Raw genomic sequence first — 20,911 nt, 5'->3', positions numbered from 1 at the left:
CCCCGTATTCTTCGGCTTCCTCCCGGCTGGTAGCGGCCCAGGTCAGGGTGTTCACCGGGGCAAGATGCTGGTACTCCAGACCATCCGGCGTCATGGTTACCTCATCGTTTTCCAGCATGTCCCGTTCATAGTCAAAAATAGATTCAATGCTGGTGATGCCGGAGATATTGGCGGATGGACCACCCCGATAAAACACAGCGCGGGTGTCATCGGCAAAATCGACCGATTCAATCAAAATTCCTGTCGCACGCAAATCCGCCAGAAGCGGCCCCGGCTCATGGCCGATAACGATGATGGGCGCATCCTGCAGTGCCACACGCAGGTCCACACGCCCTAAAATGGCATCGTCATCGAAAATCTGCATGCCGTAAGCGGAAACACCATCGGCATTCAGGCCCGTGATGAACCATTGAATGGTCCCTTGTTCAGAGCGCAGGACGATTCCCGCCCGGGCATCACGGCCTTGCCGCTCGGCTTCCGTGACGGGCAGTGGCGCATCCAGCCATTGGGCGACCCGGTTCATTTGCATGCGCAGCAGATCCCGGTCGGTTTCCGTACCGCTTTCCCAGAGGTTCTCCCATTGCTGCCATTGTTCTTCAGAAACCAACGCATCCAGAGAATCAGGCACGGACAGGCTTTCCAGAACCGTATCGGCAGCGGGAGTGGGTTCCGGCTGATTTTGTCGTTCGCGGTATTCCACACCTTCCAGAGCAAAACCCATGCTTTTCAGGCGATCTCCCAACACAAAGGGTGCTGGCGTCATGATGGACAGCGTATGCCCTTGCAGATCATCCATCGTCAGGTGTGTAAAGTACGCTTCTTCCGCCATGTCCTGCGTTTTCCGTTGCACGACCGCACCAAACATCTTCTGGTCAGCGAGATCTATCCCCGTGACAAACACCCAACGCTTCGGGACGATGCTATCTTCCACGTAAGTCATGCGACACCGGGCAGCGCCCGCTTGAATGGCGGCATCTTCCGGACTCGGCATGTCCTCCTGCATCCACCGGACTTGCTCGCGGGTTGCCGCAATCATCGGGTGTTGCGTCATCAGGTCATCGCGGAGCGTGGACTCCACAGAAGCCTGCTGCGCATCACTCATGAATGGCCGGAGCAGGCGCAGATCGTTTTGCAGATCATCGGGCAGGTCAGGACGCTTGTGGACCAGATCGGGATAGCGTTCCAGCTTCAATGCCTCCAGGCTGCGTGGCTCGAAATGGTAATCGAGCTCCGCCCGCAGACGGATGGCTTCCTTCAGGTTAATGTATCCCAACTCCGGATAGCCCATGCCGAGATCGGCCAGGCCAAATGCCTGAAGTTGCCCTTCACCGTCCGTATCCACGTCCAGCTCGGTGATGTACCAGTCCGCTGACTTCGTAAAATAATGCAGATACACCATGGCGGTGTCGCCCTGCCCGTCCGTGTCATGCGTCCTCGGCATGGTCTGGATGATTCCCTGCAGATAACGCATCTTGGCTTCAAAAAAGGCGTGCTCCGCCCCCTGCAATCCGAATTCCGTAGCGACCGTTTGACCAATCGAAATGAACTCACGCAGACGATCCGGGACAGTTTTCATCCGTTCAGATGCTTGGGTGGTAGGCACTGCTTGGGAAGCTGTTGAGGTATCCACAGCGTCCGTGGGAATGGTTCTCACGCGCTCGGCTTTTTCCGGCAGATCCTCGAACAAATCCCCGAAAAGGTCCATGGTGGTACCCACTACCGGCTCGGGACGCCGTAATGGTGGACGCTGCTGCGCCGAACGGAAAGTCTGCGTCATGGTTGGTTCTTCTGCGCCAGAGTCGCCCGATACAGCCGCTTGCGGCGGTTTTTGTTCGGACCGCATGGGAGGAACTCCCTCTACCTCATGCCCCATGGTGCCCTGCGCGTTTTCTAGGCTGTCCGGGGTATTCTCCGGGGAGACATCTGCGGTAAGGTCTTCCGTTTCCTCCATATCCGGGGTGTCGTCGGCAATCGCCACCCGTGCATCTTCCTCGGGCACGTCGATCTCCACATCTTCCACCACCTCGGATTCTTCTGCTTCTTCCACCAGCCCATGCTTCTCTTTCAGGGCTTCAATGTCGGCATCGGAAACCCCCAGGCTATGCAGGATCTCCAGCCCCTGTGCAGACAGTGGCGGCTGTGAAAATGCCACCCGCGCCCGATCTATATACTCCTGTGCCTTTTCGCGGGCTTCCTGAGCCAGTTCCGCCTTGGCCTGTTCCGTGCGCTTAGCCAGGGCTTCCTTGTCTATTACCTGCTTGGTCTGCGGGTCCACTTCCAATCCGTTCATATCCGTGGCCTTTTGAATGGACTCCGGCGTCAGGGCCAGGGCTTCCATGGTCTGGGTAATCTCACCCCATTTACGAACGCGCAGGCGTAACAGAGTCTCGGCAATGGCGTGCTGTTCATGCACGACGGCCATTTCATCTGACCGGTTAAATGTTTGACCCGCCATCTCTGAGAACTCAGCGATACCTTCCTGATCCTGCTGATATTGTTTTTCCAGCTTCTGATAAATAGTCGGGATAGCCCGGATCAGATTAGTGAACCGCTGGACGTAATCCGTGCTGTTTTTAGGCTCGAATGGCTGACCAATGTACCCCAGCATGGTTGACCCGGAGAAATCCAGATAAACCTCGCCTGTCCTGAGTGCCCGCACCGCCTTGAAGGTAAACCCTTCAAATTGGCCAAGCGACTGTTCCCCTCTGGACCCATAACCGAAAATCTCCTCAATATCCATGCGCACACGGGCATTGATTTCCTTTCCGCTGCAAGCCTTCCCATTCCAGTTGTATAACGGGCCGGTTTTATTCTTCTTGTCAGCACCACTCTCCTTACGCTGTCTTTCAATGCGTTCGCTGACGGCTTCCGCCTCTGCATTATCCTGCAAACGCAAATCACGTTCTGCTTCAAACTCCGCTACTCTGTCACGGGTTCTCTTGTCAATATCCCGTCGCATCCACGTCTCATTTTTATGGGCGGCCTCCAGACGCCGCAAGTTTTTCAGGCGTGCCCGCAATGGCACTTCGGTCATCAGCAACTCATGCCCAGAGGCCATGGCTTTCACCGCTGCCGGATCCATGGCCTGCGCATCTGGATCACTGGCCGTGCGACTGCCGCTGGCAAAGCGGATGGAATTGATAAACTTGTCCTTGGTTTCGAGAATCTGCCAGAGGCCTGCGTCCGAACTGTTTTCGGTGACATAGTACATGACCGCCACATCCAGCTTCCCGTACTTCTCCAGCAACTTGTTCTCCTGCCGGATAATGCGGCCATTGCGCTGTTCCACGTCAGAGGGGCGATACGGCGCATCCAGATGATGAATCCCGACCAGCCGGTCCTGGACGTTCATGCCGGGACCCATTTTGCCCGTGGAACCGATCAGTACCCGCACCGCACCGGAACGGACCTGGCCAAACAATTCCTGCTTGCGCTGATTCGTGTTCGCATCATGGATAAAGGCGATTTCCTTTTCCGGAATCCCTCTGGCTATCAACTGATCGCGGATTTCCTCGTAGGCACTCCAGACCTGCAGCCCCTTGGCCATGCGCTGCGCTTCCTGCACTTCCATGGGATTGTATTTGGAGAGCTTTTCTTCTGCCGCCTCTGCCTGATTGCGCACCTGGTCGCTGGCTTCTTCATCCTCACCGGCCTCGACGCGGGCTACCAGTTCCAGAATCTCCCGGACTTCCGGCGAAACCTTACCGCGTGATCCCTTGGGGGTCGAAAAATCCAGATAGACCAACTGTGCGCCTTTATCCGCATCCCATTGCTGGTAAATGTTGACGATGTTATCTACACAGGTCGGGATTTTGCCGGTTTCCGAAGCCGGTGCCTCTGGATCAAAAGCCCGTGCATCCAGGGAGACTTTCTTCAGATCATTGATAATGACCAGAATATTGTCCTTCCCCTTTTCCGGCTTGCTCGGCATATTGTCCAGACGATGCAGAATGGACCCTTCCTCGTAAATGGGTTCGCCCAGGTGATTGGTTCCCACTTCTTCACCGACAATCTTCCGTTGCTCCGGACTCATGGGACAGGTCACGATCTGCGGCTTGCCGCCCTTGATTTTCGGTAGTGGAACCCCTTTTTTCCCTTCCGCCTTGAGCAGACGGTCTATGTCCTGCTGGCCGATGATGTCCGCAAAGCTCTTGTACTGCTGGACCAGTGAGGGAATGTCATTGAACTCGGACAGGATTTTTTTACTCTTGAACTGGCCAGTCAGACTAAAGGCAAATTCCTCATTGACCGTGGCAAAGGTGGATACCCAACTGTCAAACGAATAAATCCCCTGCTGATCGAGAATGTCCGGACCTAGATAGCGCATGAGCAAGTACATCTCGGCTATGGTGTTCGAGATCGGTGTTCCGGTCAGGAACATGACACCGGCACCGGCTTCCCGCGCCTGTGTCACCTTGATAAACATATCCTCGGCCCGTTCGGAACCTGCCGGGTTCCCCAGACCGGATACGCCCTTGAGGGTGGTCATGTAGGGGACGTTCTTGTGGCTGTGCGACTCATCATTAACGACATAGTCAAAGCCGATTTCCCCGAAGTGCAGCAGTCCTTGATCGCGCTTGCTATTCACCCGGTCGTGCATGTTCTTCATGCGCTCGGTCAGAGACTGGCGCTTTTTTTCGACCTGCTTCACGGTCATTCTGTCGAGTTCCTCCCCCATATTGCTGAGGAGGTCGTCGATCTGTTCCAGTTCCTTGTTCACGAATCGCTCATAAAACTCCGGGTCCACCGGAATCAGCTTGAAAGCCGAGTGCGACAGAATGACCGCATCCCAGTCGTTATAGGCGGCGCGGGCCAAAAACTCCTGACGATGTTTGGAATCCATGTCCTGTTCATCCGCGACCAGAATCTGTGCGGATGGATACAAGGTCACCCAGGCTGCAGCCCATTGGCCTACCAGATGATTGGGTACGGTCACTACGGGCTTGCGGGCCTGTCCCATGCGCCGCTTTTCCATCACCCCGGCAATGGCCGCAAAGGTCTTGCCCGCGCCGACCTTATGATCGAGCAGAACAGTCTTGCTCTGACAGGCTCGCCACACGGCATTTTTTTGATGCGGCCGCAGACTGATATTCGCCGCCGCCCCCGCCAGGGTCAGATGCCGACCATCGTATTCCCTCTGTACGATACGGTTGAATCGGTTGTTGTATTCATCGGCCAGCAGCGCCATGCGCTCCGGGTCTTTCTGCAGCCATTGATGCCAGTGATCACGGAGGGCCTTGACCTTCTCAATTGCCAGGGCGGTCATTTCTTCATCGACCACACGCAAACTATCGGGATCGGTGTTATAGATGATCGGAGTACGATGGTTGAAAAGGTCCGCCACCAGCTTGTAAACCGGTCTTTTGGTGACCGAGAACTTCTCGGCTTCGGCCCCCGCCGCACCGCCATGAATGCTCCACTGGCCGTTGTAGGGCATGAACCGCGCTGAGGGGTTGACCATCCCAACCGCTTTCAGGAATTCCTGTACTATGGACTCTGGAATATAGGGCGCACCGGGATGGACCGTGATCAGTTCGGCCGGAATGGGTTTAGGGATAACCCCCTGGAGGGCTTCCAGACTGGCCTGCATGGAACGGCGTCGATTGTCGCTCATCTCGCCCTGCAACGCCTGTTCTACTCCCTCCATTCGGTTTTTGACATCGCCGGAAAGAAAGGCAGAGCGTTCCTCCCAATGTCCATCCGGACTCTCGAAAGCCAATGCGCCGGGTGTTTCCAGTCCCAGTTCAGCAGCCACCGCTTCCCAGGGCTTGCCGGACAACTGACAGATTCTGGACCAGCGAACCTCGCCCGTTTCGGCCAGGGTGATGAACAGGGCATCCTTGGCAGAATCGGCTTTTTCTACGGGACGAACCGGGTACTGGGTCCGCTTGGTGAACAAGTCTGATTTCACGGCACTGGGCTTGCGGGATTTCTCCCCGGTTTTCCGGGCCATGTCGGAAGAAACGCCCTTGTCATAATCGCGTTCCAGACCCATAACGATGGCACTGCCCGGATCACCGCGCAGCAAGCGTGCATTAGCCGGGCTGTTCAGACAGCCAAACGCTTTGCGAAACTGGTCATAGTGCTGATTCAGTCTGGCCCGGAGACGGGTTAATTCCCCCTCACTAGCCTCTGTGGACAGTTGCTGCGTCAGCAATTCCATGGCGGTATCGCGCAGCGCGATCATCCCCGCCAGGCGCGGAAAATGCTTGGCATTGGCTTCGTCTACCAGCGCATATTGGAATTCCCCCTCAAAATCATCGGGCAGACGCCGAGCGACACGTATCCCGCTCTGGGTCTTTCCAAAATCCTCTGCTATTTCCGCTGCTGCCGCATCAGGCACCACGAAATAGCCATACGGTTGAACCTGGCCCACCTGGTCCCGATCTATCTCCGGTAGCTCCGGCCCGGTATTCAGTCGGTTATCGGGCTTGGAATGCCACTGACTGAACCCGTCCTCGGGCAGTTGCGCGACAAACCGCTCTGCCAGCAGTTCAGTCAGGGGCACATCTTCATGTGGCAACACTGTAAATTCTTCTTCTTTGGGGCCTCCATACATCTTGCCCGCCAGACTCGGGACACCAAGTATCAGGTGCTCGCGATTGGCATACCAGCCATTCGCCGTAATGGGTTTACCCTGATGCTTTGCCCTCAGGAACACTTTTCCGTTAATCCAGTCCGGGTCTGGAGTGTCCATGGGCAATGGTTCAGCGCGTTTGCGCAATACCAGAATATCGGTGACCACCTCCGTAAAAGCGGTTTTAGAAAAGGCCGTGCGCGGCAGACGCACCGCATGCAGCAACTCGGCATGGCGGTGCATCCAGCGCCGGAACGCCTGATTTTCATCACGGTTGGCATCCAGCAGGTGGCGGGATACCACCAATGCGGCGATCCCTCCCTCGTTCAGTGCATTGATGCTCTTGGCGAAGAAATAGCTGTGGGTGTTGGGTGCAATAAGGGACAAATCGCGGCGATTCATATCCAGCAGCTTCAGGGAACCAAAAGGCGGATTGCCTATGACCAGATCTACCGGATAACGCAGGGGCACGTTCTGCAATGGCGCGTTGATGATCCGGTCTTCCGGAAAAAGCACCTGGGAGACCGTGGCCGAGATCGTGTCCATTTCTACGGCACTGCGCTCCAGAAACGGATTAGCCTCGCGCAATGCGTCCGGCATGAGGGCAAAAAACACCCCGGAACCGATAGAGCTTTCCCATATCCGGAAAGGTTCGCGGTGCGCCTTGATGCCCATCCGCTCGACACCCGCCCACATGGATTCAACCACCATATCCGCTGTGTAATGGGCATCCAGCGTGCTGCGCCGGATAGCGGCATATTCCTCAGACGTGGTGACTTCCTGCAAAGCAGGGACCACATCCTCCCATCCTTCGGCAATACTTCCGTTAGGACGTGGGAATGCCTGTGGCAAGCCGCCAAAACCATAAAACAAGGCGATTTTCTGGCGTTCTTCGTCGCTCGGAAAACGATCTTCCAGGGCGCATTGCTTGATAAGGCAGATTGCCTCGATGTTGTCCCGGGCTTTCTGCTTGGGACCACGCTGGTCCTGGCCAGAGGCCTCCCGCGTGTAGTTTTTGGGGGTTCCCGTTAAAGCGCGGGCTTTGAGGACTGTCAGCGCACGGGCAATCGGATAATCGTGGAGGGCGGTATCGCTCAGGCCAGCGGATGACGCGCGATCAGCATCGCCTCCAGACGCCAGGCTTCCTCCCACAGCCGATCCTCGATCTCCGGCTCCGGACTCGCCCGATCCTGCCAGAGATTTTCCGCTACCCACAGCGCGCGGTCCATCTCCTGCAGCTCCGGAGTTTCCGGTTGCCAGAGGGTCTCCAGACGCTTGGCCAACCACTTCTGATGGACCTCGAACTCCCGATACATCGGCAGGGACTCCTTGGGCAAGGTCATCCCCTCGTTCTGCTCGTTGTCTATCTCGTTCTCGCTCACGAACAGCTCCATCTGTTCCCGAACCTGTTCCAGACGCATCTGCAGCCGCTCGCTCAGGGTGATCGGCTCCGGCCGGGAAAGAGCCAGCCAGCGCGTCATATCTACCCGCCGGTCCTCCTGTTTGTCCTCCGGATAATCCTCCTCCAGAGATTCCCAGGTTTCCAGACTCATATTCAGAAAGCGCTGCCATTCCTCCACGGGAATGTTCACCGGACAAGTCTCCTGTGCCTGGTTGTCCTCCCAGAGTGGCTCCGCCTGGTTCCTCTCCCGGTCGATGGTCACGATCTCCAGCAGGGTTTTCTCCGTCGCGGCCTGTTCCTGCGTTTCCATTGCTCTTTTCTCCTTGTGTGATGCCTGCGTGATGCGCCCAGTCCGGGAGCAACCGCTGTGGTTCATAATACCAGCTTCCCGCTGCGCCCCCTTGCGACAGAACCGGCACCGCTACGCGGGTGATACGCGGGTCCGGGAGGGCTTCCAATGCTTCCCGGGCCAGCGCTTCGGCCATGTCCTGTGCCGATCGTTCAGACGCAGCAATAGCGCGATCTGTCGGAATAATGAGGTCAAAGCCATTCTTGTCGTTCTCGACGAGCGCAAGCTCCATCTCATCGTCCAGACGGAATTGTGAGCGATTGTCTTTAGGCATGAATTGAATGGTTCGCGTCCCGTCAGCCAGTCCAGAGCGCACCCATTCCGCGATATTCAGCCAGTCATCGCCAGTTGGCGGTACCTGTTCCGTCATTAATGTCTGGAAGCGGGTTTTCCCCAGTTCTGGACGACTGATACCCTGTTCCGCACGTTCCTGCAAAAATGACCAGACCTCCTCCGCCTTCTCCATGCGGGACAAATGCGGATACAGGCGATCCACCTCAGTCCACAGCTCGGAGATCCCCGATTGCGTCCGCGACGCAACCAGTGCGGTCAGGAGCTTTCTTTTTTCTCTTTCTGTAAACGTGTAGGTACTAAAGTGTCCAAGAACTTCATGTCTAAGGGTTTGTCGGAAGGTGTGTGGCTGATCGTGCGCGGCAACGGCCAGCACGACCCGCTTCTCCGCCGGTAAATAGGCTCCCCGGAGAAGTCCAACAGCTTGGGGCGTGAGTCGGTCATTTTCAAAAGCTCCTGTCTGAGTGTTGCGTAGGCCAAATTCTATGCTTTTCCCGATACCCGGGTAGCGTTGAACAAAATCCCGTAATTCACGGCGCGCATGGTCCAGGGTAAATCCGGCATCATTAAATTGATCCATGTCCGTAGCGGGACGAATTTTTAATAAGCGGCTACCGTCTGCCATACCCTGCTGGACCCAGGACTGGAGATCATACAGGCTGTCTATACTCAGGGAGATGGGTTTCTTGTCGTGGAGCATCTGGCCGATGATGGCCCCGCGCTGTGCGGCTACAATATCCACTTGTCCAGGCAGGATCGTAGCGGCAAAGGCATACACCAATTCGGCCTGCAAGAAAATGTCCACAAAAGGATAATCATCCTCGATGATTCGCCAGATACTCCCTAACCGGTTTGTGTCATCTGCGGCCAGAATCGCGTCTAGGATTCTCCCTTTTTCTTCATCGGCAAAGGTGTTGATGGCAATAGATCCGAGAATTGTTTTCTGAATTTCTCCATTGACTCCCTGGTTGTCATCGTAGGCAGACGCGGCAATCGCAAGGATGGATCGTCCAGGAAAATAGGCACATCCGGATCGTCCAATGGCTCTTTCGTTGGGGTAGAGTTCATCAAATAGCTCCTGTTCAGTCTCTCGCACCATCAAGCGTACACCACTGCGGACAATGGCGGGATAGGCGCGGCAAAAGTCGATCAGTCCGTTACGGACCTCAGCCACACTCAAAGGCGGCTTCTGGCCGGATCCCGATGGGGCGTTTTCCTCTGTGCTGGACGAAGTCCGGTTTTCTGACATGGTATCCTCAAGAATTCAGGTTTACCTAGCTTATGTCAGCAAAAAACCTTTTTACTTTCGATTCTGGATCTTTTGACAGAGTTCAGGGCGTTGGAAGCCGCCAGACATCCTCATCTGCAGCGGCTTTCGTCGTATCAGGAAGATGCTTTTGGCATGTCAACCTGGTTGAGGGGTTCATCCGTATGCGGCGTAGGAGACAGATTGTTATGATCAGCTATTTCAAGAGGCTCGAAATACACATAACTGGATTCCATATGGACCGAAACATACACATAAAAAGCCAGCATCAGGGCGTATATGCTCCAAAAATCGAGAGCCCACCAAGACAGGTTGTTCACTGAGCTGATGAACGGACCACCATAATATCCATCCAGTATAACAAGTAAGAAAAACACGGTCAGATGACGGGCTGCATCCCGCATCTGGTTATCGTAACGATTCGCTTCCTGCCACAGTTTCAGGACAACGGCGTTATTCTGCTTCATTGCGAGCGTCTTCAGTTTCTCTTTATGGATATAAAACCTCGATATTTCCCTGCTATATTCTTTTTCACAATGTTCATCCACCCGTAATAGCGTGGTCACTCCCGGCAGGTAAATCACTATTCGCTCTACATAGTATTTAATAATGAATTCAATCGGGAAATACGCAAACCCGATCACCAGGATGGTAGCCAGCACATGAACAGGGGTAGCCCATTGCATCAGGGATGACCAACTGGCGATGTTCACATGGCCAGCATTGATACCCATCACAATGTCCCCGGCCAACACCATGTTCACGAAGGCTAAAAATGAGATTGGTCTGGCGAGCTTTTTCACCATACTCATGGTGCTTGTTTCTGTGGGCAAAATCATTAGTCCTTCCTCCTTCATGATATGAAAACTTTTACACGGTCCAGCCTGTCCACCATAGTCTATTGCAGGATGCCCCATTTCATTGGATAGGAGACTGACAGACGTGCGAACGACCGACGATCTCGAACAAATGATTTATCATCAGGCGCTAGTAAGGATTTCCCGAAGAACAGGACGAGGGGACGCCACAATCAGCGCCTGGCCTGCCAAAAAAGTCATCTACATGAATCCGGACTGGCTCGATGAAAGCAAAACCACCGACGCAGAGGTAAAAGACTGCCTGCATCACGAACTGGGCCATCGCAAAGACTGGGTTTTTACCGCTATCACCTTGATCGCCTCTGCAGGGCTGGTTCTGACCGTTGTGGCCGTGCTCTGGAATGCGGCCATATCTATATGTGGGAACGTCGCGCATCAGGCGTACCCCGCACACATAGACTGGATTCTGTATGGATTGGGAATCGTGATTGCGGGGGTTCTGATCCGCTGGGCTTTGTACGACTACCTGGAACGGCGGGCAGAGCGGTTAAAGACCCACTAACCAGAGATCGTATGGATTCAGGGTCGTGCTTTTGTAACCGCCGTTCCATAAGCCATCATCATCTGCGCGCCGCGATCATCCACGAGGGGAACCAGACGGACACCAACAACGGCAGATGCGCCCATTTCCTGGGCCTTGGCCCGAAGCATCGAAAGTGTCTCATCCGGTTGCCGGTACTGGGCTTCATCCCCATATAGAGCGCGATTTATCACTGTGATAACTTGCGGGTTCTCGCTTTCTGAAAACGTATCTGTAGTCGATAACCGAATGATTTGCGGCATGGTACTCCCCTCGCGTTAAAACAGGTCAACAAACGGATATAAAACCACCGCTCAGCAAGCCTCTATGATACCTACTAAGCGAAAAACTTTTCCTTGGTTTCCTCGGCCCATGCCTGGTTCCATGCGTCAATAATTTCCTTGGCGACCACCTTCTCGGTTTCGCCCTCTGCGGCCTCACCACGACGCTTCTCAATCACCGACTTGGCAGAAGTCCCGAAACGGGCGGCTGCCAGTTTACGGGCCTGTACTGGCGTCACATAACTCTGCAAAGCCGTCAGCAAGCTGCGATCCTCAGAGGTGGTCGAAAAAGACCAGAGCCATTCCAGCGGTACCGGATCGGAGAGCATCATGCGATAACGCCCGCGTTTAGTGGTCCACAGGCAGAGGATGTTTGAACCCTGTGCGGTTGGCCCACGCAAGTAGGGCAACATCTCGACCTCTGCCGGAGACAACTGGAACCGCTCGATGAGTTCTTTGGGGTCATCCGGTGCTGATAGAATGAATTTGGTTGAGCAGTTTTCCGCCAGAAACTTGGGATCATAATCGGCTAGGCGCTGGCTGGAGAGCGCCATGCGCGTATTATATTTCCGACCCTCACGTCCATCCCGATCCACTACCCGGCGCGGCGGTTCCGCCCCTTCCGTGCGATGGTATTCATCGTAAATCACGAATTTGGGCTGTTCATAGATCTTCTTCATCTCCTTGCTATGATATTCCCGATAGAGTGCCGGGGCTTTTTGTGGATCTTCATCGGGATTCACATACCAGTGCCCCGTTGCCGCAAACCGCGCTGCCAGATACATCACGGAGGTCGTCTTGGCCGCATTCGGACCACTTCCCGCCGTCACTTCGGCCAGATCGAGAATATTCACCCGTGCGGCCTGCATGTTCTGTACCGTGTAATTGGAGAGAATCGGATACTCCTGAACCGCCGCCTCCAGATACCGAGCCATACGATCCAGCAAGGATTCCGAGCGTTCAAAGGTGCGCCCCACATTCCCCAGGCGATCTACCACCTGACGATCCCGGCAGAACTGAATCAGATCCCCAACCACGGGCATGGCATAGCGTTGTGCGGATGCAGCCAGTGCGACCTGTCCATCCGTAAAGAGATCGTCCACCACCCGCCACCAGGCTGGCCGGCCATCGGGATACTTACCACTTTCAATACCCGCCTCTACATACGCATCCACCCTGGGATCTGGATTCTGGCCCTTTGACCAGCGTTTCGGTGTCGCATCATGGTAGGTGTCCGAATAGCTCCGGTAGGCCATATCCACCATATAACCCATAGTTTCGTACATATCATCCGGCGGAGAGGCTTTCCCGACAGGCGTGCAGATCATCACGAGCAGATCCAGCAGGGGCGCTCGGAACTGCGGCAGCGGCTGACGGTATCCTAGCGGCAAGTCAAACGGGTTGACGGCATGATCTCTGGTTTGACGGAGAACCATGACGTTGACCTGATGCCGATACTTCTCAGGAAGACTTTCCTGCAAGGACCGACCGTTATTCAGCGAACTATAACCAATGTCGATTACGGCCGCAGGCGGTAGTTCGTCATGCCCACCTTCCAGCAAATGCGCCATGAGCAACAGGGCCACCAGTACCGATTTACCAGAACCCGGTGAAGCGGCCAGGGCAATGACGAAATCATTCTGCAATGCAGAGCCGATACGCACTGGCATCGGCTTTCCGTCTGGTGACCGGAGTAGCAAAGACCCTTCTTCCCAGGGCGATGCCGGAGTGGCCAGAGGCAGGAATGGCAGCGCATCCGAGAAATTCGGGGTGTGAATGTGTCCTGCCGTATCCGTGCGTAAGCCGGGAATGGTGGATAGCCAGTAGGGAATCGGATCACCATTCACCCCATCGACCGTGACGGAACCCCATGCACGCACCGCCAACTCCAGTCGGCGCGCATTCCGCAAGCAGGCATCCTCACTGTCTCCCCACGTCGAGAACAGTACCCGCATATCGAGCAGATAATCGCCTTTGCGGGCGCGGTCCATCACATAGTCGGATGCGTCGGTAATCAGGTTATTGCTCTTGTTGGTCAGGGACAGAATGGCCGCGACCGCTCCGGTCATCAGCCCTTGATAGAAGTTGCCGCCGGATGGCGCCAGAGTCATAGTGTAACTCCAGGGCAAATCCAGGTGGTGACTCATCATGTCAATGAGATCAGCAAACCGTACTTTCTGTGCGGGACCAAAAGACATGCTCAGGACTTTCCGGAACAGACCATTGCACTCCACAATGTCATTTTTTCGGGTGACGGCCCGATAGGGCAATATCTGATCGCGTATAGTGGGTACCCCGAATACGGTGCGATCATTCAGTATTGGACGATTGGCCTGATCCCAGACCGTATCATCATTGTTTTCCGGATCAATGGCCGTCCGCCATGCCCGAATGGTTTCTCGCGTATTCAAAACGCGAACGGCAATGCCGGTTTTTTCGAGGTTATCCGTCAGCGTCCTGATGAGCGCCTTGTGAATGGCGGGCAATGCGGGCAATGCGAGGTTTGGCACCTGCCACGGCCCCATCTTCATATCCAGCGCCGCATCCCGCTGTTTGACTTGTTCCTTCACTTCATGGGGCAACAATGCCGATGGCAGCGTCCAGATCGCCAGTAACGCGGTTTCGGGAATGAATTTATCTTCGATAGAACGATTGGCTTCGACCAGGTCTTCATCCAGTCCTATCCGTTTAGCGGCTTTTTTCAACCGCTGGATGTGTTTATCCATGGTCGATACGGACCAGCGCGGATCCCGCGCGAAACTCCACTGCACAATGTGTCCGGGTTTTTGAAACAGGGGAGCCAAAATCTGCAGGAGTTCCTGATCCATCCTGGCACGGACCTCCGGAGACTTACCCATCAGCCGGATCAGCCCATCCACCCGCAGCACACTGACCAGCCCGCCGATACCCGTGGCAAAGCTCTCTGCGTCCTGAATGGAATGGACGGCAATCTGACTGTTGAGATTCAGTCCTAAGTTTTGTGCCAGAACACCCATAAGTTAATCCTTTGTGTTTTCAGTATGCAACGCAACCGCGCTTATTTTTCTTCCGCTTTAATAACCCACGTATATTTGCAATGGGTCCGGTCCGATCCGGTAGCCACCTGGAAATATCGTTCAGTAACCGTGCAGAGCTTTTCATCAAAAATCAGTCCATCACCGACCAGCGGTACATACCCCCCTGCAGGCATTTCCATGATTCCCTGCAGCCTTTCTCTCGCCAGCGTGTAGGCCGTAACTTCCACGTTCATCATTTCCTGATCCATCCAATTCCCCTCTTAAAAAAAAGGCCGGGAGGACCGGCCTGAATAACCGCACTTTAATCGTTGACCACTTGCGCCTGCGTGGAATTTTCCGTGGCGTTCGTGGAATTGGTAAACAGCGTATTCACCGCATGACCGGCAAAAGTCGGGATGGCGATGAGGCCTGCACCAAACAGCGTTTCCATGGCACCATGGCTCATCTTAGCCTTGCCTTGACCTTCTTCCTTGTGGGCTTTGCGCATCGTATGAATACCCCACCCGACCAGACCGAAACCGGAAAGATAAAACGCCGATTGCATCAGGCCACCGAAGTCAGAAAGGTTGCCGCCGAGATTCGTTGCGATATGACCAAACCCGTTCCCGGCGAATGCCACACCCGTACCCGCCGCCATCAGCCCCAGGCCGTTGACGATTTTGAACATCCGGCTTTTGCTCAGGACCATAGATTCCTCCAGAGAAACCCGTCGCGTCACCTGTGCATGAATCCGTGCCTGAATTTCTTCCGGCGTTTCTTTGACTGCCAACTTCTTCCGAAAACCAAACATAAAAAGACTCCTTCAGTATCTGTAACTGTTAACCTTGCGCAAGGTAACCTTTACTCAGATTACCTGTTAATGCTTATATCGTAGGAAAACCTTTTTGCTTTTATTCTGGGAGTTGGTCTATTTTTTGTCGGCATATCCGGCACATTCGACGATGACCTGTGGATCAAACTGAAACGGCCAGGCATGTTCAGCCGTGGTCTGGACCATGGCCACCAGATGAAAGGGCGACTCAATCTTCCCATTTTGGTGGATAAAATCTTCGTAAGCCTGCATGATTTCGCGCGGCGGAATATCCTTCAACTTGCACTCCACCCAGCCGCTGTGCGTCAGTTTAGAACGCACTCTCGCACAGCTGTCACAAATCGACATATTTTCCCTCTACCGTTTTCAATTCAAAGATCCGGAAGCGGCCCAGTCCCGATTGAACTGCTGCTGCAGGATCGGTATATCCCGCCCACCGAGTATCAGCCCAATTTCTCGGTTCCTTCTTAATGAAGTCTGGGTCAGGTTCTCGCTACCAATGTAAGCCATTGATTTTCCTGTTACGAGTTTTGAATGGAGGTATATAGGTTTTACCGGCAGTAGCCGGACTTGTACCCCGTGGGATTCCAAAAAGGCGGCATCTTTTCGATCCTGCGCATTGATGTTGGACGGCATGATCACGCGGGCCAGTCTGCCCTTGGCGGCGATGGCGTCCAGTGTCGGCTGATAGGGCCCGATTTCTTCATCTTCAATATCAATCGGTCCCGGCTGGTCGATCACCTGAACAATCTGATGCACCGAAGTGCCGGGCGACAGGACCAGCACTTTATGCGTCCATGCCGGGGCGTGTTGATTGTTCCAGTCGGCATTGAAAACCGCATTGACGGCCTTGACCACCGTAGGATTCTTGGTGACATAGAGGTAATTGCGGGCGGTATGGAAATCCGACCATGAAAAATTCGGATTACCAATCTCGGCCTCGTGAGCAGAGGCTAAATATTTGGCGTGGTAGAAGCTCCACTGGTTGCCATGACTGGTGAAGCGATAAGGGGCCAGGTGCAGCTGCGCTCCCGTCGCCTCGATCTCCCGTTCTTCCTTTTTTACCTGCCAGGACTTCATGCCGTAGGGTTTTCCTTCAACAATCACCCGTACATCCACCCCGCGCGCCTTGGCCGCTTGAATGGCCCGAAGAATCGGCTTGTCGGTCATGTAGTACACCCCGACATCCAATTCGTGACGAGCAGACTGGATGACTTGCAGGATGGGCGAAACGCCCGCTTGGGGTTCAATGTAGAGCGGCATTTTACAACCCACCATGGTACTTGAAGGACAGTTCGCTGCACTGTGGGCAGACAAAAACCTGCACCTTCAGCTTCTTTTCAAAGGCTTCCTCTCCATCGTCCGCAAGCTGCCCGCCGATCATGCCCAGGGCGGCACCGCCGAGTCCGGTCAGCCCCCCAACACGGATGCCGTGGGCACCCATATCCTGCATCTGCGTCTGGCAGCATGGGCACTGTGCGGTTTGTTCTTCCTGGGGCTTTTCTCCAAATCCAAACATTTTTACCTCCTTGCGAATGATGCGAACTTACTCACCTTATGACGTGCTGAAACCAATTTGCTTTGATGCCCACTACACGCCTGCCGTTTGTTCAGTCGTGCGGTGTATGCTCCAAAAGGCTCAGATAATGCTTTTTCACTTGAAAATAGCGGGCCAGTCCATATCCGCCTAACAAGACAGATATACCCAGAAAGGCCCAACCAACAGCCCTGATCCAGGGGTAATCAAAGAAACGGATAAACACAAGTCCGGACACGTTAAAGTCTATGGTCGTGCGCATGAAAGCGTACAGAGTGCGCTTATTGGCCGCGACGGTCCGGTCCAGTGCCAGCCAATCTTTGAAGATCATCTTTGGGTAGCGGTGAAAATGATCCCGATGCCTATCTGCATGCAGCGCGAATTTATCCATGATGGAGATTCCGATGATGCAGATAGGCTTGCGCCAGTATCAGAATCCCCGCCACCAGTAAAATCGCTGCCGCGAAGAAACCCAGATAGAACAGCACCTCCCAAAAATTCCCTTTGAATATCGCCAGGAAAACCAGTGTAGCCAGAATGGCCGTCATGAAAATCTTGAGATAGTCATTGAATGTGCGGGTGGCGGCAAAGGCGGTGCGATCCATGGCCAGCCAGTCCCGTAATACCAATTTGTCCCGGGCATAATTGTCATAGGGCTGCTTTTTCATCATCGCCCTCATACGCTTTTAGTTCGTGGACATAGGCTTGATAATCCCGTTTCTTCTTGAGATAGATACGAAAGCCGGTCAGCCACAAAACGATACCAACCGTCAAAGTCACATAACCCAGATAGGCCCACTGATTGGAGCCAAAAAACCGGATGAATGTCATGCCGGCCAAAATAAGGACCAGCGCGGTTCTCGTAAAAGACAGGATGGTACGTTCATTGGCGAGAACCGTCCGATCCAACGCAAGCCAATCCCGCAAAATAAAATCGGGTGCAGGAAACCGATTTGCGTAAAATGAACTCATAAATTTTCCTTTCTGCATTATCTGTATGGCATTTCAACCTGTGATGACGCGCTGAAACGCATTTGCTTTGAGACGGGCTACACGCCTGCCAGTTTGTTCAGCAAGGCGGTGTACCAAATAGGCGATGAATGGATGTTGGCATAGAGATAATCCGTGCCCTGGTAACGGAACAGCATGGTTGGATACACAACCGCATCGCCACTACTGGCATAGGTATGCCCGATGGCATAAGCCAGACGGTCGTTGATATGGACCAGATGGCGTGCAGCCGCATCCCCATGCATGGGCGCAATCCCACCCACTTCCGGACTGTAGGAAAAATCATCGTAATCCTGGGCCAGCGCTTTTTGGGCCCTTTCTGCCCCGTCCGCACCCGATGCACCGGGCACAAGGGAGGACAGGATCGCCTCCGCCCGACCGGGACTCCCGGCATCCATTCCCCCCACAATGGCATGAATGTCGATCTGACCCGCATCGGCATATTTTTCCCCTTGCAGGAAAAAATCATGGGAAAGGGTACAGTCAGGATCCAGAACGACCCAAAGGTTAGGAACATGCTGACCATGTGCCCGTTCTTCCGCAATCTTGGCCGCACCCTGGGCGTTGCCCATGAAAAAACTCACCGCATGGCGGGTGACGAACTGGTACTTGTTCTGAGCCACCGTATAAAGTCCCCCATGGGTATCACCAGGAACCAGACTTTGTGTGGGAATGGGCGCCGCTGAGGGCCAAACGCGATAGGTTTCCACGATGTAGTTCCGCCAATCTGCGGGAGACAAATACGGTAACTGCCGATTGTTGCGGCTTACCTCAAACTTGGTGTAGTAACCACCACTGCTAATAGTATCAATGATCGGATCGTTCACGGTGACGAAACTGCGCGTCGGCATGACAAACTGGATGTAATTCGGATTATGCAAATGTGCCCGTTCTCTGGGCAGAATGGAAAATCCCAGTTGCGATTGCAGGATGGCATTGTCCGACGCTTCAGTGGATTGCGGCTGTGCTGTAGGTTGCGGCTGTGCTGCAGATCGCGGGGTGCAAGTGTCCCCTGGCGGGCAGACTGGTGCGGGTTTCCGTGGTGTACAGGTATATCCGGGCGGGCAGCCCCCGGTTTTCTGTGCAACCGGTTGCGGGGTCGTGGGCGAAGCCGCTTGCCCCGCTGATTGCAAGTCGTTGGCCACCTGCCCGGCTGCATAGACACTGCTGGGCACATTCACGCCTGAGTCTTCGGCGGCATTGGCCACGTCATTGAGTGCGCCAAGCAGTCCGGCATGGGCCAATGGCGTCCAGAGAACCGCACTGCCCGCCAGCAGTGTTGCGGCAACCTGCAGGGATAAACACGGTGATTTACGCGAATTTTTCATGCATCATTCTCCTTGCTCGTCGGTACATCCAGTAATGTTTCGGTAGCTTCCATGATGAGCGCTACGATCAGCTCCTTACGTCCCAAACCCCGCGCTTGCATCAATTTCTGGCATTTCTGTTCCACCTCGGGCGGAATCCACAGGTCTAGCCGCGCGGAGCCTTCAGCCCTGCGGTTCGCCCGGTATTTTTGGGTTCTATGAGTGAGGTTATCGAGGCTTTCCGGCAGATTTTTGCTCACGGTCGCCGTCCTTTGCGCAGGAAAGGCGGTGGCGTAGGATCGACAGGTAACGGAGCATCCGGCGCATTCTGCGACGATCTGGAGCGGACCTCGAGTAACGACACCCCGAAGCGATCCTGGAGAGTCTTGTCAATGTCCTTCTCCAGCATCTGCAATTGCGCCTGCATGATGACGTTGGCGGCAAACAGGTAATAGTTCTCTCCCATCGCCTTTTGCACCGGCAGCGCCAGACGCCGCACGCTGTCCAGTTCCTTAATGGCAAGTTCCAGATTGCCGCGTTCCAAGGCAGACAGGCACTGCTCATAATACATCAGGGATCGTCCTCTACTTGATGGATGCGCATCAAACGCTGTTCGCATTTGATCGTCCATCGCGGCCAATATATTTTTAAGGTACGTTCTGCCCGGAACAACGATTTGCTCCCATTTTTCTTTCAGAAGTGCTGGTTCTTCTATGTTCGAAAGTTTGTCTCGTTCCCTGCAAAGGCCCGAGCAGCCGATCAGTTTTTCATCGCTCTGCAACTGCAAGGCCAGCAATGCGGCAATAAATTTCTCCCGGGAGTCCTGAAACGGAATCCGAAAACTGGTATGACCGCCGATCTCGGCCTTCCCCATCCCCGGCAAAACATGCCCCAAAGCCGTCATAATGGATCGCAGCCGTAAGTGGCCACTGGCCCGTACTTCGTGCGTCGCATTTTCAAAACGAAACGATACCTGCCCTACGGGGGTTTCGCCGGTATCTGCATGCACCCCAAAATCCCGCGTGCCCTGCGTATCAAAAATCCCCAGCGTATCCAGACAGCGCCGGATACTGATTATCTCCTTTTCGAGATCCTCCGGTTTCTGCCCCCAGGACACGACCACATCCCGGACATCGGTACTCCCCGGCCCCTGAATCGACAGGTCCTCCATCAAAAAACTGCCGGTATCCTCATCATCCTGTTTATCCCGGTGCAAGCTCTCTACCACGTACTCGGCCATACGCCGGATTACGCCCCGGGGTTCGGTCTCGTATTCCTTCTTCAGCAGGGAAAGCGCCAGATGCCAGCCTCCATACCGGTATTTCACCATCATCTTTTCCGCCAAAGTCTGTTTGGCCGCCAACTGCAGGATCAGATTGTGCAGATCCTGTTGGGTCATGGGCTGATCCGGATGGTTGATGAAGGGGACCTGTTTCATTTTTCCTTTCCTTGTGAATTAACAATGTTTTATATAAAAATAATCCGTTACCGGGTGCGTGTCAAATCTACGCTACCATCCTTTTCCCGCTGGCATCCGTGTAATTCGCCAGAATTAATGCGACGGCGGGTGTAGGATGCAAATAAAGTTGGTAACTTTTATCCGGGCTAAGCCATTAAAATTGGCACATCAAAATTTTCAAAAACAAATAAAGTCGGTAACTTT

The 20,911-nt window shown here is 54.4% G+C and carries 16 protein-coding genes; 1 reads left to right on the top strand and 15 read right to left on the bottom strand.

What is annotated here, in order from left to right:
* Nucleotides 1-9,868 (bottom strand): DUF2958 domain-containing protein (locus AC2VLY_RS09115; protein ID WP_486922132.1); only part of this gene is annotated, 9,868 nt, incomplete at its 3' end.
* Between the two features lie 134 nt (nt 9,869-10,002).
* Nucleotides 10,003-10,725 (bottom strand): hypothetical protein, encoded by a 723-nt coding sequence (locus AC2VLY_RS09110; RefSeq protein WP_486893819.1) that lies wholly within the window; start codon nt 10,723-10,725, stop codon nt 10,003-10,005.
* Nucleotides 10,726-10,828: 103 nt separating this feature from the next.
* Between AC2VLY_RS09110 and AC2VLY_RS09105 the strand changes: the two genes are divergently transcribed.
* Nucleotides 10,829-11,266 carry a hypothetical protein gene (locus AC2VLY_RS09105; protein WP_486893821.1) on the top strand — a complete coding sequence of 146 codons (438 nt, stop codon included), beginning with the start codon at nt 10,829-10,831 and terminating at the stop codon, nt 11,264-11,266.
* A gap of 17 nt (nt 11,267-11,283) precedes the next feature.
* Here AC2VLY_RS09105 and AC2VLY_RS09100 read toward each other — a convergent pair whose 3' ends face one another.
* From AC2VLY_RS09100 to AC2VLY_RS09040, 13 genes are all read right to left on the bottom strand, one after another.
* Nucleotides 11,284-11,547, bottom strand: a complete 264-nt coding sequence (locus tag AC2VLY_RS09100; protein ID WP_486893822.1) for a heavy metal-binding domain-containing protein — start codon at nt 11,545-11,547, stop codon at nt 11,284-11,286.
* Between the two features lie 74 nt (nt 11,548-11,621).
* Nucleotides 11,622-14,561, bottom strand: coding sequence for a hypothetical protein (locus AC2VLY_RS09095; RefSeq protein ID WP_486893823.1), 2,940 nt, complete (start codon nt 14,559-14,561; stop codon nt 11,622-11,624).
* Between the two features lie 41 nt (nt 14,562-14,602).
* Nucleotides 14,603-14,830 (bottom strand): hypothetical protein, encoded by a 228-nt coding sequence (locus AC2VLY_RS09090; RefSeq protein ID WP_486893824.1) that lies wholly within the window; start codon nt 14,828-14,830, stop codon nt 14,603-14,605.
* Between the two features lie 53 nt (nt 14,831-14,883).
* Nucleotides 14,884-15,372, bottom strand: coding sequence for a hypothetical protein (locus AC2VLY_RS09085; protein WP_486893825.1), 489 nt, complete (start codon nt 15,370-15,372; stop codon nt 14,884-14,886).
* 117 nt (nt 15,373-15,489) lie between these two features.
* A complete protein-coding gene (locus AC2VLY_RS09080) occupies nt 15,490-15,672 on the bottom strand; it encodes a hypothetical protein (RefSeq protein ID WP_486893827.1) in 183 nt (60 codons plus the stop codon).
* An 87-nt stretch (nt 15,673-15,759) separates the two neighbouring features.
* On the bottom strand, nt 15,760-16,656 hold the full coding sequence (locus AC2VLY_RS09075; protein WP_486893828.1) for a phospholipase D-like domain-containing protein: 897 nt from the start codon (nt 16,654-16,656) through the stop codon (nt 15,760-15,762).
* A gap of 1 nt (nt 16,657) precedes the next feature.
* Complete coding sequence (locus tag AC2VLY_RS09070; RefSeq protein ID WP_486893829.1) at nt 16,658-16,912, bottom strand: hypothetical protein; 255 nt, start codon at nt 16,910-16,912, stop codon at nt 16,658-16,660.
* A 91-nt stretch (nt 16,913-17,003) separates the two neighbouring features.
* Entirely contained in the window at nt 17,004-17,321 is a 318-nt protein-coding gene (locus AC2VLY_RS09065; RefSeq protein ID WP_486893830.1) for a DUF202 domain-containing protein, read from the bottom strand.
* The gene (locus AC2VLY_RS09060; protein ID WP_486893832.1) at nt 17,314-17,601 is read right to left on the bottom strand and encodes a DUF202 domain-containing protein; all 288 of its coding nucleotides are present in this window, start codon (nt 17,599-17,601) and stop codon (nt 17,314-17,316) included. The genes AC2VLY_RS09065 and AC2VLY_RS09060 overlap by 8 nt, the downstream gene beginning before the upstream one ends.
* Nucleotides 17,579-17,902, bottom strand: coding sequence for a DUF202 domain-containing protein (locus AC2VLY_RS09055; RefSeq protein WP_486893833.1), 324 nt, complete (start codon nt 17,900-17,902; stop codon nt 17,579-17,581). Before AC2VLY_RS09055 ends, AC2VLY_RS09060 begins: the two co-directional genes overlap by 23 nt.
* A gap of 77 nt (nt 17,903-17,979) precedes the next feature.
* A complete protein-coding gene (locus AC2VLY_RS09050; protein ID WP_486893835.1) occupies nt 17,980-19,269 on the bottom strand; it encodes a hypothetical protein in 1,290 nt (429 codons plus the stop codon).
* Nucleotides 19,266-19,508 (bottom strand): hypothetical protein, encoded by a 243-nt coding sequence (locus AC2VLY_RS09045; RefSeq protein WP_486893836.1) that lies wholly within the window; start codon nt 19,506-19,508, stop codon nt 19,266-19,268. Before AC2VLY_RS09045 ends, AC2VLY_RS09050 begins: the two co-directional genes overlap by 4 nt.
* Nucleotides 19,505-20,686 carry a hypothetical protein gene (locus AC2VLY_RS09040; protein ID WP_486893837.1) on the bottom strand — a complete coding sequence of 394 codons (1,182 nt, stop codon included), beginning with the start codon at nt 20,684-20,686 and terminating at the stop codon, nt 19,505-19,507. The genes AC2VLY_RS09045 and AC2VLY_RS09040 overlap by 4 nt, the downstream gene beginning before the upstream one ends.
* Nucleotides 20,687-20,911 lie beyond the last annotated feature (225 nt).

The sequence above is a fragment of the Acidithiobacillus sp. TH-A36 genome, assembly GCF_057473445.1.
Note: the sequence above shows the minus strand (reverse complement) of the source record. Positions and strands in the feature narration are given on the sequence as shown.

Excerpts from the sequence above, each read along its gene's own strand:
- AC2VLY_RS09085 (WP_486893825.1), bottom strand. The coding sequence starts at position 15,372 with ATGTTTGGTTTTCGGAAGAAGTTGGCAGTCAAAGAAACGCCGGAAGAA.
- AC2VLY_RS09095 (WP_486893823.1), bottom strand. The coding sequence starts at position 14,561 with ATGGGTGTTCTGGCACAAAACTTAGGACTGAATCTCAACAGTCAGATT.
- AC2VLY_RS09050 (WP_486893835.1), bottom strand. The coding sequence starts at position 19,269 with ATGAAAAATTCGCGTAAATCACCGTGTTTATCCCTGCAGGTTGCCGCA.
- AC2VLY_RS09070 (WP_486893829.1), bottom strand. The coding sequence starts at position 16,912 with ATGTTTGGATTTGGAGAAAAGCCCCAGGAAGAACAAACCGCACAGTGC.
- AC2VLY_RS09075 (WP_486893828.1), bottom strand. The coding sequence starts at position 16,656 with ATGCCGCTCTACATTGAACCCCAAGCGGGCGTTTCGCCCATCCTGCAA.
- AC2VLY_RS09100 (WP_486893822.1), bottom strand. The coding sequence starts at position 11,547 with ATGCCGCAAATCATTCGGTTATCGACTACAGATACGTTTTCAGAAAGC.
- AC2VLY_RS09060 (WP_486893832.1), bottom strand. The coding sequence starts at position 17,601 with ATGATGAAAAAGCAGCCCTATGACAATTATGCCCGGGACAAATTGGTA.
- AC2VLY_RS09055 (WP_486893833.1), bottom strand. The coding sequence starts at position 17,902 with ATGAGTTCATTTTACGCAAATCGGTTTCCTGCACCCGATTTTATTTTG.
- AC2VLY_RS09065 (WP_486893830.1), bottom strand. The coding sequence starts at position 17,321 with ATGGATAAATTCGCGCTGCATGCAGATAGGCATCGGGATCATTTTCAC.
- AC2VLY_RS09110 (WP_486893819.1), bottom strand. The coding sequence starts at position 10,725 with ATGATTTTGCCCACAGAAACAAGCACCATGAGTATGGTGAAAAAGCTC.
- AC2VLY_RS09090 (WP_486893824.1), bottom strand. The coding sequence starts at position 14,830 with ATGGATCAGGAAATGATGAACGTGGAAGTTACGGCCTACACGCTGGCG.
- AC2VLY_RS09040 (WP_486893837.1), bottom strand. The coding sequence starts at position 20,686 with ATGAAACAGGTCCCCTTCATCAACCATCCGGATCAGCCCATGACCCAA.